The sequence below is a fragment of the Bacillus pumilus genome (genome assembly GCF_038738535.1).
In the GTDB taxonomy this organism is placed as follows: Bacteria; Bacillota; Bacilli; order Bacillales; family Bacillaceae; genus Bacillus.
In genome coordinates this window covers 1,618,035-1,633,118 of sequence record NZ_CP046128.1, presented here as the reverse complement: position 1 = coordinate 1,633,118, position 15,084 = coordinate 1,618,035, and the positions used below count along the sequence as shown (strand labels likewise).

The window sequence follows — 15,084 nt, the reverse complement described above, 5'->3', positions numbered from 1 at the left end:
ATTCGTCTCTCCTTTTATTATCACTTTTTATAGTGTAACAAGAATTCACGCTGCTTGTCTTAACATGTGCACCATCTTTATGTATATTCCTCATCCAGCACTGTCCGAATCGCCCTGACATACCGGTAGAACGTCTCGTTTTTTGTACTCGACCGCCGCCGAAAGTCAAAACTGTCAAATAAAGCTTCACGCTGACTTCTACTAATCTCTAGCTGTACACTTTGCCCTGTTTTTGTAAGATTATTAATATTATGATTGCTTGTTCCGCTCAGGGTTGCGTGTGCGACAGCCAGTTCAGCAGAAAATCCGTTCCGCTCTAATGAGTTCACAATTTTTTCTGCACGGTCGTAATCTGTTCCGCCAACGAGAGTATGGTCAATTCCTTCCTCACCTTTGTATCCATGAACTGCTAAGATATAATCGTGTGCTTTTGCCTGCGCGACGCCGACTGGCTCATCAAAGTTTGTGCTTGTAATATGAAGTTCTGACGCATTCTCTCTTAAGCCTTCAAACAAATACGTAGAGAAATCATTATCGAAAAAATGGACGATCTCGCTCACGCCGCCTTCAATCCTCCCGCCATGGGGTGACATCACTAGAAGACGGCTTCCAGGCACTGGGTTGGCTGTAATCTGATAGCTGCTTGTTGATTCGTTTTCTTCCAGTTCTTTAAAATTGCGATAAATATCATTTGAACCGCTTTCGTCTTCCCCACCTGATGACACTGGCTCATCATGTTCCTGTGCTTGCATTGTATAATAAACGCCCCATCCGATCGCAAGCAGGAGAAGCAAAGCAAAAAACTTCTTCATTCCCGTTCTCCTTTAACAGATTTCTAAGCCGTTTCTATGATTTATATTGAATCATCATTTCTTTTCATTTTTTCCACTTTTTCTCTTCAAATTTGATCATAACACTCTAGATCATGAGATTCCTCAAAAATAAGATAATTGCATTTATATACACAGAAACGCCTCTCCTCTTTGAAAACAGAGTTAGAATAGTATGACAGACAAATGAAGTTATGTTTAAAATGGCCTAGTTCTATCCAGTCTGTTTTCTTTAATTCGGCTTGTATTTATATGGATTTGATTTTTTTCCTCTGTGACAAGTCACATTTGTATGAGCATTGACCCTGTTTATCCCTCCCTTTTTTCTGCAAAATCGATTGTTTCACCGGTTCTCTTTGAAGAACTCTCCCACCTATCATCGGCAGATTCTACATGTTTTTCACCTTTTTCTATTATTTTACAAAATGTAAGCGCTTTTCTTTTTAAAGAGAAATCAGTCAGCCGCCAATATGAAGAAAAGGAGGGGCATGAATCCGAACCAAGCAGCTCTCATTCTCATAACGTAATAGTGTACAAGAATGGATAGCTAGAATGGAGGGCATTACATGTTTGGATTTTCTATGGTGCAAATGGTCAGAACACAAGCTAGTAAACTGGATCAGCCTTTAAGAGAAACCGTCCTTCACCTTTATAAACCTTTTAAATGGACGCCATGCTTTCTTCATCGTTTCTTGGAAGGAAGATTAAAGAAGAGAAAGAAGCTTCGTGTGATCATTGAATTTAAGGAAGGTGCGGTCGAAGCAGGTATTCAAAGCGCAAAACAGTTCATGAAAAAAAATAGAAAAACAAAAATTAAACGGCACTTTTCACATATCGACTGCTGCGCTGCTGACCTAACACCGGCTGCTTTAGAGGAGCTGTTAGCGAATGGTGAGCATATTCGTAAAATTTATTTAGACCGGAAAGTTCATGCACTTCTGGATGTGGCCACACAAGCAAGTCATACTGATGAAGTCATCCGAAACGGTACAACCTTAACAGGGGAAGGTATTACGGTCGCTGTCATTGACACAGGGATTTATCCGCATGAAGATCTAGAAGGAAGAATTCGCGATTTTGTGGATTTAGTCAAGCAAAAAACAAAGCCTTATGATGATAACGGGCATGGCACTCACTGCGCTGGAGATGTAGCTGGAGACGGAGCTGCCTCAGATGGCTTGTACAAAGGACCTGCTCCAAAAGCTAATTTAATTGGCGTGAAAGTGTTAAATAAACAAGGGGCTGGATCACTTTCTACTATTATAGAAGGGGTTGAATGGTGCATCCAGTTCAATGAAGATCATCCTGATGATCCGATTCATATTATGAGTATGTCACTAGGCGGAGATGCCCAGCGTTATGATGACGAACAAGACGATCCGATGGTGCGCGCTGTCAATGCTGCTTGGGATCAAGGCATTGTTGTATGCGTCGCTGCCGGAAACTCTGGTCCTAACAGCCAAACGATTGCGAGCCCTGCCGTCAGTCAAAAAGTTATTACGGTTGGCGCTTTTGATGACCGGAATACACCAGAATCAAACGATGATATCGTGGCACCATTTTCGAGCAGAGGCCCTACTGTTTATGGTGAAACAAAGCCTGATATTCTCGCACCAGGAGTAAACATCGTCTCTCTTAGATCACCAAGGTCCTTTCTAGATAAACTCGATAAATCAAGCAGAGTCGATGACGATTACACGACGTTATCTGGCACATCTATGGCAACACCGATTTGTGCTGGTATTTGCGCTCTTCTTTTAGAGCATTCACCAGATTTAACGCCCGATAATGTCAAAACCCTGTTAAAAGAAAATACAAGTAAGTGGTCTGGAGATGACCCGATGATTTACGGAGCAGGTGCCATTGACGCAGAAAAGGCCATCAAAGAATAAATTAAAAAAGCCCTTTACGTTGATTCGTAAAGGGTGTTGTTTGTCTGTTATTACGTGTGAAGTCTTTCATCTACTTGAGCAGCTGACATGTTATGCTTCGTTCTCATACATCTCATCTCCTTTTTGAATGTGCGTACGCGCTTCGATCACAATCTCAAAAAAAGTGGAAGATTCCTTGTACATGTCGCGTTCCTTATAATAATTAGCCGCATCAAGTGCTAATTCCTCTAAATCAGCAAACATTTTTTTGCTTCGCAGACCAAAAAGGGCCGACCTTAATTGCTCACAGCTGTCTTTTTCTATATAAAGCGCCTGCAAAAATTGGAATTTCAACTGATAAATTTCATCTTCCAATAAACAAGCCTCTTTCATTCCTTTACGTATAGCCTCGCCCGCCCGCTGGATATCTCCGAGTTTAAAACAAGTAAGGGCAAGTGAAAATAATGATTTGATCATCGTGGATGCTTGATCTTTTTGATAAAGGGAAATGGCTTGTTCAAAAAAGACAGTCGCTGTATGATACGTTCCCATACTATAATGACAAGCACCTAAGTTATTAAGAGCCATCGCTTTAAAATAAGATGTGCATTCTTGCCGTTCCATCACTTCACAGACCTTTAACGCTTTTTCTAAATAAGGAAGCGCTTTTTGGTGCTGACTCACATCAATCCAATTACCTGCCATGACAAAATCACATTGAATGCTTCTTTTTCCATAAAGCTGATGTTTCTTATAAATGTCTCTCGCCTTTTTAGCATAATGCATGGAGAAATAAGTTTGTTTCATATGATAGTATACTTCAGCGATTTTATAGTAAAATTCCGCTTTTTCAATCTCATCTGTCACTAAGATCAGTTGATGTTCCGCATGCTTGTAATAGGAAATAGCCTCGATATACCGGCGCTGGATAAACGCATACATTCCATGGAAAAAATGAAAGTAATAGCCGAGCAAGCCTGTCATCTCATCTTCTCCATCTTCCATTTCTTTCGGAAAAGACACGGCTTGAAGCGTTTCACTCCCTGCATGGACTGGCGTTAAATGCTGAAGCATCATTTGATGGCGAAAATCCATTAGAGAATAATATAGAAGTAAATCTTGATCCTCTTCCATCTCATGAATTTCTTCTTCAACAAGGCGCTTCATATCGTTTGCTTGTTCGACTTCAAATTTGCAAATATGCGTGTACCATTGATTGATCTTTACACCTACTTCGGAAGATGGTATTTTGTGTGCCATCCACTTCAGCCCCATTCTATCATATCAAACTGATAACTATTATTTTACATAATTTATGTTTTTAAGGCAAATTGTAAGTTATTACATAATTTATGTTCATTTCGCATATTTCTATCTTTTTTACCAAGTTTAAATGGAGTAATTTTGCCCATCAAAACGGTTTTTCTACGAAGATGGGTCAAATTCTCTTAATACTTCTTTTAAAGCACTGATATAACGTCTGAATGCTTTTTTCTTTCCTTTTCTCGTATCAAAATTGTCAAAAAAGGCTTCCCTCTGCGCCGTACTAATTTCTAGCTGAACACTTTCACCACTCGCATTTCGATTATTAATATTTTTGGGATCTGTTCCTGAAAGCCGTTCGCCTTCTTGCACCATTTCTGCAGAAAATCCTCGATCCTTTAATTCTCGTACAACTGCTCTTTGCATTTTTTCGTTTGTCCCGCCAACTAGCGTGTGTCTTTTATCACTTTTATAGCCGTGGATGGAAATGGAGAAGGGGTACGTTTTAATCATTTGAACCAATATCGGTTCATCAAACTTGGTGCTTGTAATATGCAAATCACGATTATTGTCTTGTTTTGTTCCTTCAAACAAATACGTAGAGTACTTTTCTTGAAATGCTTCTACAATTTCACTTGTTCCTGGTTCAATTTCCCCTCCATGAGGAGAAAAGACGAGTAAATCACTTCCACCCTTTTCGTGAAATTCTATTTCATAGCCTTCTCTTTCATGTCGGATAAGCTGTTTAAAGCTTTCATATTGATCCCCTTTTTTTCGCTCTTTTTGATACTTTTCTACCTCTTCTTGATATTGCTTTTGCTCTTTTTTTTCTTGAACAGAATGGCTGCATTTCACCATTAAAAGAGCACACAGGATCAGAAAGATGAATCCACATATCAGTAGCCTTTTCATTTCACCGCTCCTTTTCATTCTCTTAGGTGTCATCTTATCGCATTATTTTACTATCAATGGCTAACAGAATTCAAAGGTTGTCCGGCTCATTTGAACGAATCAGGAGAACTTACCTGTTTTTTATGCTGCCCTAGGTATTTCTGACTTCTTTGAATCATTCATTGCTTGAATAAAAACTGCATCGTATGACCTTATTTTAGCTTTAGTTAAAATCACCTACAAAAATGGACATATTCTTCTGATTTCAAACAAAAAAAGCCGTAAACAAAAGGTATGCCCTTCTGTTTACAGCCAATTACTGTATATCCATCATTAAACTCTTAGTTCATTCTCTAAAGCTGAAAGGACTTCATCTTGCGACAGTCCTTGTGCAAGAGAAATCTCACTCACTAACATGCCTCGTGCATCTTCAAGCATCTTCTTTTCACTTGAATTTAATGCTTTCTTCTGATTGCGTCTCATCAGATCTTTGACAACGTCTGCACCATCTTCGATCGCACCTGTTTTTAGCTTTTTCAGATTTTCATCATATCTTTGCTTCCAAGTAAGCGTGTCGTCGTTTGTTTCTTCTGCAAAATTGTTCATCACAACTTTTAGCGTTGCTTGATCTGCTACCGGACGTATACCTAGTTGATTGATTCTGCCTCTTGGGATCATCATCTGCATATTCGGCATTTGAATCAGAAAATATTCCTCCGTCTTACCTAAAATCTCTTTTTCTTCCATTCCTTCAATCACACCGGCACCATGCATAGGATAAACAATTTTATCACCTATTTGAAACAAATCCGCCACCTCCGAAAGTATTCACATTATGATTATAACACATTTCATCGGTGGATAAAAATTTATATTCTATCATGTTATTTTAGCACTAGTCAATTCTTTTTATTTGAGTTTTTCAGAAAAAGCCTTTTTTTACAAAAAAAGCGCCATCATCCAGTCCCCTTGTCTTATTCTTGCATATACTAGCATTGAGTCACATTTAGGAGGGATGACAATGTGCAAATGCAAGTGCAAGTGCAAACATTCCCACTCAAACTGTTATAAAAAGCATGACGATCATTGCCATGAGGATCCATGTAAAGAAAAAAAGTTTCATCATAAAAAAGATAAATGGTTTGAGAGCGATTTCTGGGATACTTCTAGAAGCTACGATCCCTATTACTGTCCTAAAAGTGTCTGCAGCAGCTGTAAGAAGCGTCGTAGAAGAAGACATGGCTTCTCATATTAGCAATTGACGCTTTCACCTGTTTTTCGTTTTCCCGGCTGAAAAGCCGGTTTTTTTCATATGGATAGGCTCATGAAACGGATCATGCTCATAGGATATGGCAACCTGACATAAAGGATGAGATATCAAATGAACAATATGAATAGCCCAATGAATCATCATCACCAAGAAAATCCCTATCATACATTTGAGAATGTGTATACAGCCAATCATGAGCATGTGGTCGCGCCAAACATGCAGGATCCTATGAATATGCCAAAGCATGATCATACCGGTAAAAAAGATATGTACAGCGGACACTATCCGCATCATCATTCAACCTATTCGCCGTTTCCAAATCAGCATGATGCCTTTTCACATGTTCCAATGAAAGATCACCATCATCTTGGCCACTATGGTGGATACGGAATGATGCCATATCATCCATACGGATATCAAGATATGCATATGATGATGCCAAATCAGCAAATGACAGGCCATGGTTATGGAATGAACCAACCAAATGCGTTTTTCCCCCGTTATTACTAAACAAGTGTCAAAATAAGGGTATAATATACCATTTAATACCATATAGGAATATGGTAACCTTGTAGGTAAATAATGGGTGTAATCATCTATTATTTACCTATATTCAACAAGGGGGAAGGAAGAAATGAAAAAAACATGGACAATGATCATGATGGGAATGCTTACACTGGTCATGGCACTATCGGTACCGATTGCCGCATCCGCAGAAGGAGTCAAAACGGAGGAAGGCAAAGCATCAACGAATGCAAGACCAGCTGAACTTTATGCAAAAATTACAGGTACAAGTAAGCAGGAATGGTCTTTTTCTGACATTGAGCTGACATACCGCCCAAATTCTGTTTTAAGTATCGGTGCCATTGAGTTCACATTGCCTGCAGGCTTTCAAGCGACAACAAAAGACATCTTCAATGGAAAAGCATTAAAAGACAGCTACATTTTGAACAGTGGAAAAACTGTCCGCATTCCAGCTAGAATCGATTTATTAGGAATTTCACAATATAAATTACAACTTTCTCATAAAGTACTTCCTGCTGCAGGTACATACACGTTCCGCGCAGAAAACCGTGCGCTTAGCATTGGTTCTAAATTTTATGCAGAGGACACCCTTGATATTCAAACACGACCAGTTGTGGTCACACCGCCAAATCCTTGTGGATGCTAAATAAAAAAGCGCTCTTATAAGAGCGCTTCAGATTGTGACAAAGGGCTAAAATGATTTTTATTTTAGCCCTTTGTCTTTTTTTCATTTGATCACATGACCCGTTTAAACATTTTTTCCATTTCATATGTCGAGTGATGAATGATGATCGGCCGGCCGTGCGGACAAGTGAAGGGGTCCTTTGTCTGCCGGAGTTCATCTAATAAGGCTTTGATTTCATCATGACGCAAATGGCGATTTGCTTTGATAGAACCTTTACAGCTCATCATGATCGCCGCTTCTTCTCTCAATTTTTTGATATCAACACGCTTCTCATCTAGCACTTGCTCTATAATCTCTTCGATCAGTTCAGCCTCTTCCCCTTTTGGAAACCACTGCGGATGCGACCGAACAATGTAGCTTCCTGAACCGAAAGGCTCTAAGAAGACGCCCACTTTCGTTAGTATCTCTTTATGCTCTTCAATAATCAGCATATCGTTTTTCGAGTAGTGGAATGTTAATGGGACGAGCATTTCTTGCACTTCCTGCTTGATCTCTCCTACCTTCTCACGATAATACTCATACTTGATTCGCTCCTGGGCCGCATGCTGATCGATAATATAAAGCCCTCGTTCATTTTGAGCCAAAATATATGTGCCGTGCATTTGCCCGATGGGATACATGACTGGAACACGTTCGTTTTCTGAAATGGTTTCTGCAACATCTTCTCTCAGTACCGACTCTTCATATTCTAGTGAAGCGGCGGATTCCTCTAACTGAACACGCTCAGATGGAGCATCTTCATAAAATACGGGTGATGACGCCTCAGTCTTTTCCTGCTCAGGCGTCCCATATGTACCCGTCTGACTTGTCTCGTATACAACCGATTCGAGAGGCTCCGGCTGATAGGATAGCGGCGTTTCCGACACGCTTGTGTTTATTTTTTTCGCATCAAAGGTTAAGGATTGCTGCTCATTTTTGATAGCTGGCATTGGTGCTTTCTTTGGTACCGAAGCACTTGGAATGAGTTGCTGCTTTTGAAATACTTCCTTAATTCCTTGTTTGATTAGCTCATGAAGTTCCTGCTCTTTACTTAGTCTCACTTCAAGCTTCGAAGGGTGAACGTTCACATCCACTAAAATGGGGTCCATCTTCATCTCAATAAATGTAATCGGATGGCGGCCAATCGGCAGCAGGGTGTGATACCCTTCATGGACCGCTTTCACGAGCGGAAAATGCTTAACATATCTGCCGTTTACAACAGAAGACATATAATTCCGTGATGCCCTTGTCACTTCTGGCAAGGAGATATATCCTTTCACTTCAAAATCAAGTGATTGCACGTGAAGCGGCACCATTTTTTTCGCAACAGCTGTCCCGTAAATGGCCGCAAGCACATGCCGCACATCCCCGTTTCCATTCGTCTGAAGCAGGACTTTCCCTTGATGTCGCAAGCGAATCGATACTTCTGGGTGAGCCAGCGCAATTCGATTGACGACATCCGATATATTGCCAAGCTCCGTATGAACGGTTTTCATGTATTTTAAGCGGGCAGGCGTATTGTAAAATAAGTTGGTAACGACAATCTCGGTACCGCGGCGGCCAGAGGTTTTTTTCTCTGAAATGATCTTTCCGCCTTGCAGTACCAGGTGCGTTCCAGCTCCTTCACCAGTACTTGTTTTCATTTCTAGATGAGAGACAGATGCGATACTTGGCAGCGCCTCTCCCCTGAATCCGAGCGTTCTGACACGGAACAGATCATTTTCATCTTTGATTTTACTCGTTGCATGGCGCTGAAAGGCGAGCTTACAATCTTCAGCATCGATTCCAACACCATTATCAATCATTCTAATAGAGGAAAGACCTGCTTCTTCTACATCGATTTCAATCACTGTACTGCTTGCATCAATTGCATTTTCCATAAGCTCCTTTACGACAGAAGCCGGACGCTCGACTACTTCACCTGCAGCAATTTTATTGGATAGGTCATCGGATAACTGAATAATCTTTGCCATTTTGCTCACCTCACCTTATATTATAATTTCTTTTGCAATTCATATAGCTTTGTCATCGCTTCGAGCGGGGTCATGTCCATTAGGTTGAATGACTTTAATTCCTCGATCACCGCTTGATCTTTCTGTTTTAGAACTGGTTTAGTTTGCGGTTTTTCTTCTACTTCAAAGAAAGAAAGCTGCTGTTTTTCCTCGGTCTTTTCTGTTTTTGGGGCTGCAGATACGTGCGGGGTCACTTCATGTGAACCGCTCTCAAGCTCCGTCAAAATGGTCTGGGCCCTATCGATGATGGCATCAGGCAATTCAGCAAGCTGAGCTACATGAATACCATAGCTTTTATCAGCTGCCCCCTCTTTGATTTGATGTAAGAAAACGACCGTGCCTTCATGCTCTTCAGCACGTACATGGACATTTTTCAGCTCGCTTAATTGAGACTCCAGGACTGTGAGCTCATGGTAATGTGTAGAAAATAGCGTTTTGGCACCAATATGATCGTGAACAAATTCAATGATTGCCTGCGCAAGAGCCATTCCATCATAAGTGCTTGTCCCGCGTCCAATTTCATCAAATAAGATCAAGCTGTTTTTCGTTGCATGCACCATCGCATTTTTTGCTTCAAGCATCTCTACCATAAAAGTACTCTGACCAGAAATCAAATCATCTGCCGCACCAATGCGTGTAAAGATTTGATCAAAGATCGGAAGGGTCGCCTTTGATGCCGGCACAAAGCAGCCAATTTGCGCAAGAATTGAGATAAGCGCCATTTGTCTCATATACGTACTTTTCCCTGACATATTCGGTCCAGTAATGAGTAAGGTTTGCCGGCCTTTTCCCATATGGCAGTCATTTGGCACATACTCCTGATGATCCATCACTTTTTCAACGACTGGGTGACGGCCATCTATGACATCCACCTCATCCTCTGAGAATTCCGGACGGATATAACGGCGCTTTTCACTGACAGTCGCAAAACATTGGAGGGCATCCAGCTCACTCATTTGTTTTGCGAGCAGCTGTAATCTCGGAATATAGACTTTCACTTGTTCCCTGAGAGCTGCGAATAGTTCATATTCCAGTTCGCTTATATTTGATTCTGCCTCAAGAATCAGCGCTTCTTTTTCTTTCAATTCAGGTGTAATATACCTCTCTGCATTGGCAAGCGTTTGTTTTCTTTCATAACGCCCTTCCTCCAGAAGATGCGTATTCGCGCGTGTCACTTCGATATAATAACCGAACACTTTATTAAACCCGACTTTTAAGGAGCGAATGCCTGTGTATTCTCTTTCTTGCTGTTCAAGCCGTGCAATCCAGTCCTTCCCATTTCGGCTGGCATCACGGTATTCATCTAATTTTGCATTGTAGCCGTCTTTAATTAAATTGCCTTCTTTTAACGTCATCGGCGGATTCTCATATAGCGCATCTTCTAATAAATCAAGTAAGTCACCACAAGGGTCAATATCATTCGCTCTTGATTTCGCCATTTCCTCTGGCAATGAATGCACAAGCTCTTTAATGGCTGGCACTTGTTTTAAGGATTCTTTTAACTGAATGAGATCACGGGCATTCACGTTGCCAAATGCGACACGGCCAGCTAAACGTTCGAGATCATATACTTGCTTTAACCGTTCTCGCAGATCCTCTCGTTCAAAGAGATGATCCATCAAAATTTGCACCATTTCCTGACGCTCTTTAATTTGCGAAAGGCGAATTAACGGCCGGTCGATCCATTGTTTGAGCAGCCTTCCGCCCATCGCTGTTTTTGTTTCATCTAGCAGCCATAATAAAGAGCCCTTCTTGCTTTTTGAGCGGATCGTCTCTGTTAGTTCAAGATTTCGTTTTGAGTAAAGATCAATTTTCATTGTTTGTTCGAGCTCAAACACTTGAACTTGCTGAAGGTGATCGAGACTTCTTTTTTGCGTTCTTCTTAAATAGGCATATAATGTCAAAAAGGCCGATCTTAGTTGCTCGCTCAGGCGGGACACGAGTCGCTCAGCTTCATCGATCAATTCATCACTATCTTCGTATGAAATGGTCGCTTGGCACCGTTCCTTTAAGGTCTTGACTGTTTCTTCATCCAGCTGCTTTGACACCACAATTTCTTTTGCACCGACAGAATAAATTTCAGACACGACTTCATCTAATCGATCAATGAACGCCGCCATGTTTTCACCGGTAGATAAATCGGAAAGTGCAAGTCCATATCCATTTTCAAACTTTGTCACAGAGGCAATGAAGTTGTTTTCATTTTCACTTAATCCTTTACCATCCATCACCGTACCTGGTGTAATGAGTTGAACGACTTCTCTTTTGACTACACCTTTTGCCGTTTTAGGATCTTCCACCTGCTCACAAATCGCGACTTTGTAGCCTTTTGAAATCAATTGTTCTATGTATGCAGAAGCAGAATGATAAGGAACACCGCACATTGGTATTGTCCCGCCATCTCTGCTTGTTAACGTAATTTCCAATTCTTGTGCCGCTTCTTTTGCGTCATCAAAAAACATCTCATAAAAATCGCCTAAGCGAAAAAATAAAAAGGCATCTTGATACTCTGCCTTGATCTTTAAATATTGCTGTATCATGGGCGTATAACTTGCCATATTTCTAATCCCTCACTATACTACATTCGAATTCATACCATCTTCCATTATAGCATAAAAAATCACCTTTTTTCTCCTAGATAAGGGCACAAAAAAACTAGGGGGATATGCGCCCTAGTCATGAATTATTCTTCTGGATCACCCGCTAGGAATTCTGGATGAATATCCTCTAACTCCTCATCCACCTCTTCTTCCCACTCGTGATCATCTTTTTCTTTCCAGCTTGAATTGACCTCTACAACAATTTTTGTTTCTCCTACCACTTCAGCAATGAATTCACGCTCTGCCTGAACGATAATTTTATTGCCGTTTGGTGAAATGGTCACTTCTAGGCAATTGGGCTGCTGCAGCACTTTTGCAATCACTTCATGCTCATCATCAAGGAAATTTTTATCTTTATATCTCAGTTTGATGATGTCTACATATTTCACCCGTTCTGTGACGACTTCTGTTTTTGTGTTATCAGCGTAAGAATACCATACGTTAATATCAAAGGTTCCTTCAATCTCAACAGTTTTACCGACCTTTTCAGCATCATACTTATGATTAATGATCCAACCACCTAGGATGCTGGTTGGTTTTTGCGATGGAGAAATGGTGTGTGTGCTTTGGGTGAATTTCCTCCCTTTTGCAACCACCGCTTTTGTAATAATCTCTCTGTATTCAGACATTTCGGCATGCCTCCTTGTTCTTGATCGTTTTATCTTATGCTGGGCATTCGTCTAGTGTGTCACGATTTTGAACTTCATGTTCAATTAAATTCATTTCTGTTTCAGTGTATGCATGGTCGCCCATAAACTTGCCTTGAAAATTGGAAAAGTTGGAGAGTGAGAGTTTGGGGTTGACTGTAATGGTGTCATTTGATGTAATAAAGATAGTAGCCCTTCTTTATATAAGGAGGAGATCTTATGAAACAATTTAATATTATAATAAACATTTTTGGATTTAGCATTGAGCTTCAATTCAAATCTTTTAATCTGTAAAATCAATTAATTTTTAGTTTATAACGTATCACTATAATATTTTGAATAAATAAATCAATACATTTTTTACGAAATACAGGGCTACTGCATCAACATTTTGTTGTTGATGCAGTAGCAAAATACAAATTACATATATTCTATATAATAAAAACCCCGCATCTGCGGGGTTTTCTCATTTAATGGAGCAACTTGGTGATGAGTTTTTCACTTTTGAACCGGTTTCTCCTAATAAGAGATCACCGCCGGTTGAAAGAATGATTTCATCTGTTACTTGATTAGAAATCGTATGCGCTACGAGCTGAAGCAGGGAATTGACTTCCACTTGTGATTCTTTGAATTCTTGAATCACCGGGATTTCATCCAGTTCTTCTTGCAGGGCATCGATTTTTTCTTCCACTTGCTTTAAGGCTTCATGTTTGCCGTAATGCTTTAAATTCACAGCTTGTTTTTGAAGCGCCTTAATTTGATTAATAATCGTTGAAATTTTTGTATTTTCATTGATTTGCGCTTCTGCTTTCTTGAAGAAATCAACTTCTTCTGTTTCAGAAATCATTTTAGCGAGCTCTCTTGCACGCTCGACAATCTCTTTTTTTGAATAAAGCGTCATTTTAATTCACCTCGATAGCTTCTCCAACCATTTCTCCGTCAAGAGACCAAGTTTTGGCTTGTGTGATTTTCACTTTGACGATGTTGCCAATCGCTTCTTTTGGTGCTTTAAAATTCACAAGCTTGCTTTTACTTGTATATCCGGCTAGGATTTCAGGGTTGTTTTTACTTTCACCCTCTACTAATACTTCGACAGTCTGCCCTTCATATTCCTTCATTTTTTTCGCGGAAATTTCATTCACGAGGGCATTCAGGCGCTGCAGACGTTCTTTTTTCACATGCATTGGCACGTTGTCTTGCATTTTCGCTGCTGGTGTTCCTTCTCTTGGAGAGTAAATGAACGTATAAGCGGCATCAAACTCAACCTCACGATAGAGGGAAAGTGTTTCCTCAAACTGCTCATCTGTCTCATTTGGGAACCCAACAATAATGTCCGTTGTTAATGAAGCATTTGGCATGGCTTCTTTGATTTTGCGCACAAGATCAAGATAACGCTCACGGTCATATTTTCTCGCCATAAGTTTCAAGACAGAAGAACTGCCTGATTGAACTGGCAAATGAATATGATCGAGAAGGTTCCCACCCTTAGCAAGCACTTCAATTAAGTGATCGTCAAAGTCACGCGGGTGGCTTGTTGTAAAACGGATACGCGGAATATCGATTTTACGCAGCTCATCCATTAGGTGTCCAAGACCATATTCCATGTCTTCAAAATCTTTTCCATACGCATTCACGTTTTGACCAAGAAGGGTAATTTCCTTATATCCTTCTGCCGCTAAACGTCTGACCTCTTGAATAATTTCATCCGGGCGGCGGCTTCTTTCCTTACCGCGCGTGTAAGGGACGATACAGTATGTACAGAATTTATCACAGCCGTACATAATATTCACCCAGCCCTTAATTTTTCCTTGGCGGGCTCTCGGAAGGTTTTCAATTACATCGCCTTCTTTTGACCAAACCTCGATGACCATTTCTTTTGAAAGATAGCATTCAGATAACAACTCTGGCAGGCGGTGAATGTTGTGTGTACCGAAAATCAAATCAACAAATGGATGTTTCTTCAAAATACGGTTGACGACAGATTCCTCTTGCGACATACATCCGCAGACACCTAAAATTAAATCTGGCTTTTCACGCTTTAATGCTTTTAAATGACCAAGCTCTCCGAACACTTTGTTTTCCGCATTTTCACGAATCGCACAAGTGTTTAATAAGATGACATTTGCATCTTCCGTTGAGTTTGTTGGCTCATAACCAAGCGCCATAAAGATACCAGCCATCACTTCTGTGTCATGCTCATTCATTTGACAGCCATATGTGCGAATATAAAACTTGCGGCCGTTCCCTAACCCTTGAAACCGCTCGTCAATTTGAAATTGATTGTATTCGACTTCTTCTTTACCCCGTTTTTTTGCTTCTTTTAAGGAAGGCGGAATGTACACAGCTTCAAAATACTGGCTGTAGTCCTTCTCGGATTTTTTGTCCGATGAACTTACTTGTCCGCTCGCTTTTCTCTGCTCTTCATTCATGAATTTGTACTCCTTTCAAACCAAGCTCCACCCTACAGTATAGACTATTTTGTGATGAATTGAAAATAAATTCATATGTGCC

12 protein-coding genes are annotated in these 15,084 nt (G+C 40.4%); 3 read left to right on the top strand and 9 right to left on the bottom strand.

The features are described 5' to 3' along the window. Positions 1-77 precede the first annotated feature (77 nt). A complete protein-coding gene (locus tag GKC25_RS08025) occupies positions 78-812 on the bottom strand; it encodes a poly-gamma-glutamate hydrolase family protein (RefSeq protein ID WP_034662166.1) in 735 nt (244 codons plus the stop codon). Positions 813-1,396: 584 nt separating this feature from the next. Between GKC25_RS08025 and GKC25_RS08020 the strand changes: the two genes are divergently transcribed. Continuing rightward, positions 1,397-2,722: a S8 family peptidase gene (locus GKC25_RS08020; RefSeq protein WP_187704516.1), complete on the top strand. Its 1,326-nt coding sequence runs from the start codon at positions 1,397-1,399 to the stop codon at positions 2,720-2,722. Between the two features lie 90 nt (positions 2,723-2,812). Here GKC25_RS08020 and GKC25_RS08015 read toward each other — a convergent pair whose 3' ends face one another. From GKC25_RS08015 to GKC25_RS08005, 3 genes are all read right to left on the bottom strand, one after another. Further along, complete coding sequence (locus GKC25_RS08015) at positions 2,813-3,961, bottom strand: Rap family tetratricopeptide repeat protein (RefSeq protein ID WP_187704515.1); 1,149 nt, start codon at positions 3,959-3,961, stop codon at positions 2,813-2,815. A 165-nt stretch (positions 3,962-4,126) separates the two neighbouring features. After that, entirely contained in the window at positions 4,127-4,876 is a 750-nt protein-coding gene (locus GKC25_RS08010) for a poly-gamma-glutamate hydrolase family protein (RefSeq protein WP_034662173.1), read from the bottom strand. A gap of 312 nt (positions 4,877-5,188) precedes the next feature. After that, a complete protein-coding gene (locus GKC25_RS08005; RefSeq protein WP_034662177.1) occupies positions 5,189-5,662 on the bottom strand; it encodes a CarD family transcriptional regulator in 474 nt (157 codons plus the stop codon). Positions 5,663-6,236: 574 nt separating this feature from the next. Here GKC25_RS08005 and GKC25_RS08000 point away from each other — a divergent pair. Further along, complete coding sequence (locus GKC25_RS08000) at positions 6,237-6,635, top strand: hypothetical protein (protein WP_034662180.1); 399 nt, start codon at positions 6,237-6,239, stop codon at positions 6,633-6,635. A 124-nt stretch (positions 6,636-6,759) separates the two neighbouring features. After that, entirely contained in the window at positions 6,760-7,296 is a 537-nt protein-coding gene (gene bslA, locus GKC25_RS07995; RefSeq protein ID WP_034662185.1) for a biofilm surface layer hydrophobin BslA, read from the top strand. A gap of 89 nt (positions 7,297-7,385) precedes the next feature. Here bslA and mutL read toward each other — a convergent pair whose 3' ends face one another. The 5 genes from mutL to miaB form a co-directional block, all read right to left on the bottom strand. Continuing rightward, positions 7,386-9,287, bottom strand: a complete 1,902-nt coding sequence (gene mutL / locus GKC25_RS07990) for a DNA mismatch repair endonuclease MutL (RefSeq protein ID WP_034662188.1) — start codon at positions 9,285-9,287, stop codon at positions 7,386-7,388. A gap of 20 nt (positions 9,288-9,307) precedes the next feature. Further along, entirely contained in the window at positions 9,308-11,884 is a 2,577-nt protein-coding gene (gene mutS, locus GKC25_RS07985; protein WP_187704514.1) for a DNA mismatch repair protein MutS, read from the bottom strand. Between the two features lie 125 nt (positions 11,885-12,009). Continuing rightward, positions 12,010-12,555, bottom strand: a complete 546-nt coding sequence (cotE, locus tag GKC25_RS07980; protein WP_003212450.1) for an outer spore coat protein CotE — start codon at positions 12,553-12,555, stop codon at positions 12,010-12,012. A gap of 484 nt (positions 12,556-13,039) precedes the next feature. Beyond that, positions 13,040-13,474 (bottom strand): RicAFT regulatory complex protein RicA family protein, encoded by a 435-nt coding sequence (locus GKC25_RS07975; RefSeq protein ID WP_003211238.1) that lies wholly within the window; start codon positions 13,472-13,474, stop codon positions 13,040-13,042. 1 nt (position 13,475) lies between these two features. Next, complete coding sequence (gene miaB, locus GKC25_RS07970; RefSeq protein WP_060596336.1) at positions 13,476-15,002, bottom strand: tRNA (N6-isopentenyl adenosine(37)-C2)-methylthiotransferase MiaB; 1,527 nt, start codon at positions 15,000-15,002, stop codon at positions 13,476-13,478. Between the last annotated feature and the right edge of the window lie 82 nt (positions 15,003-15,084).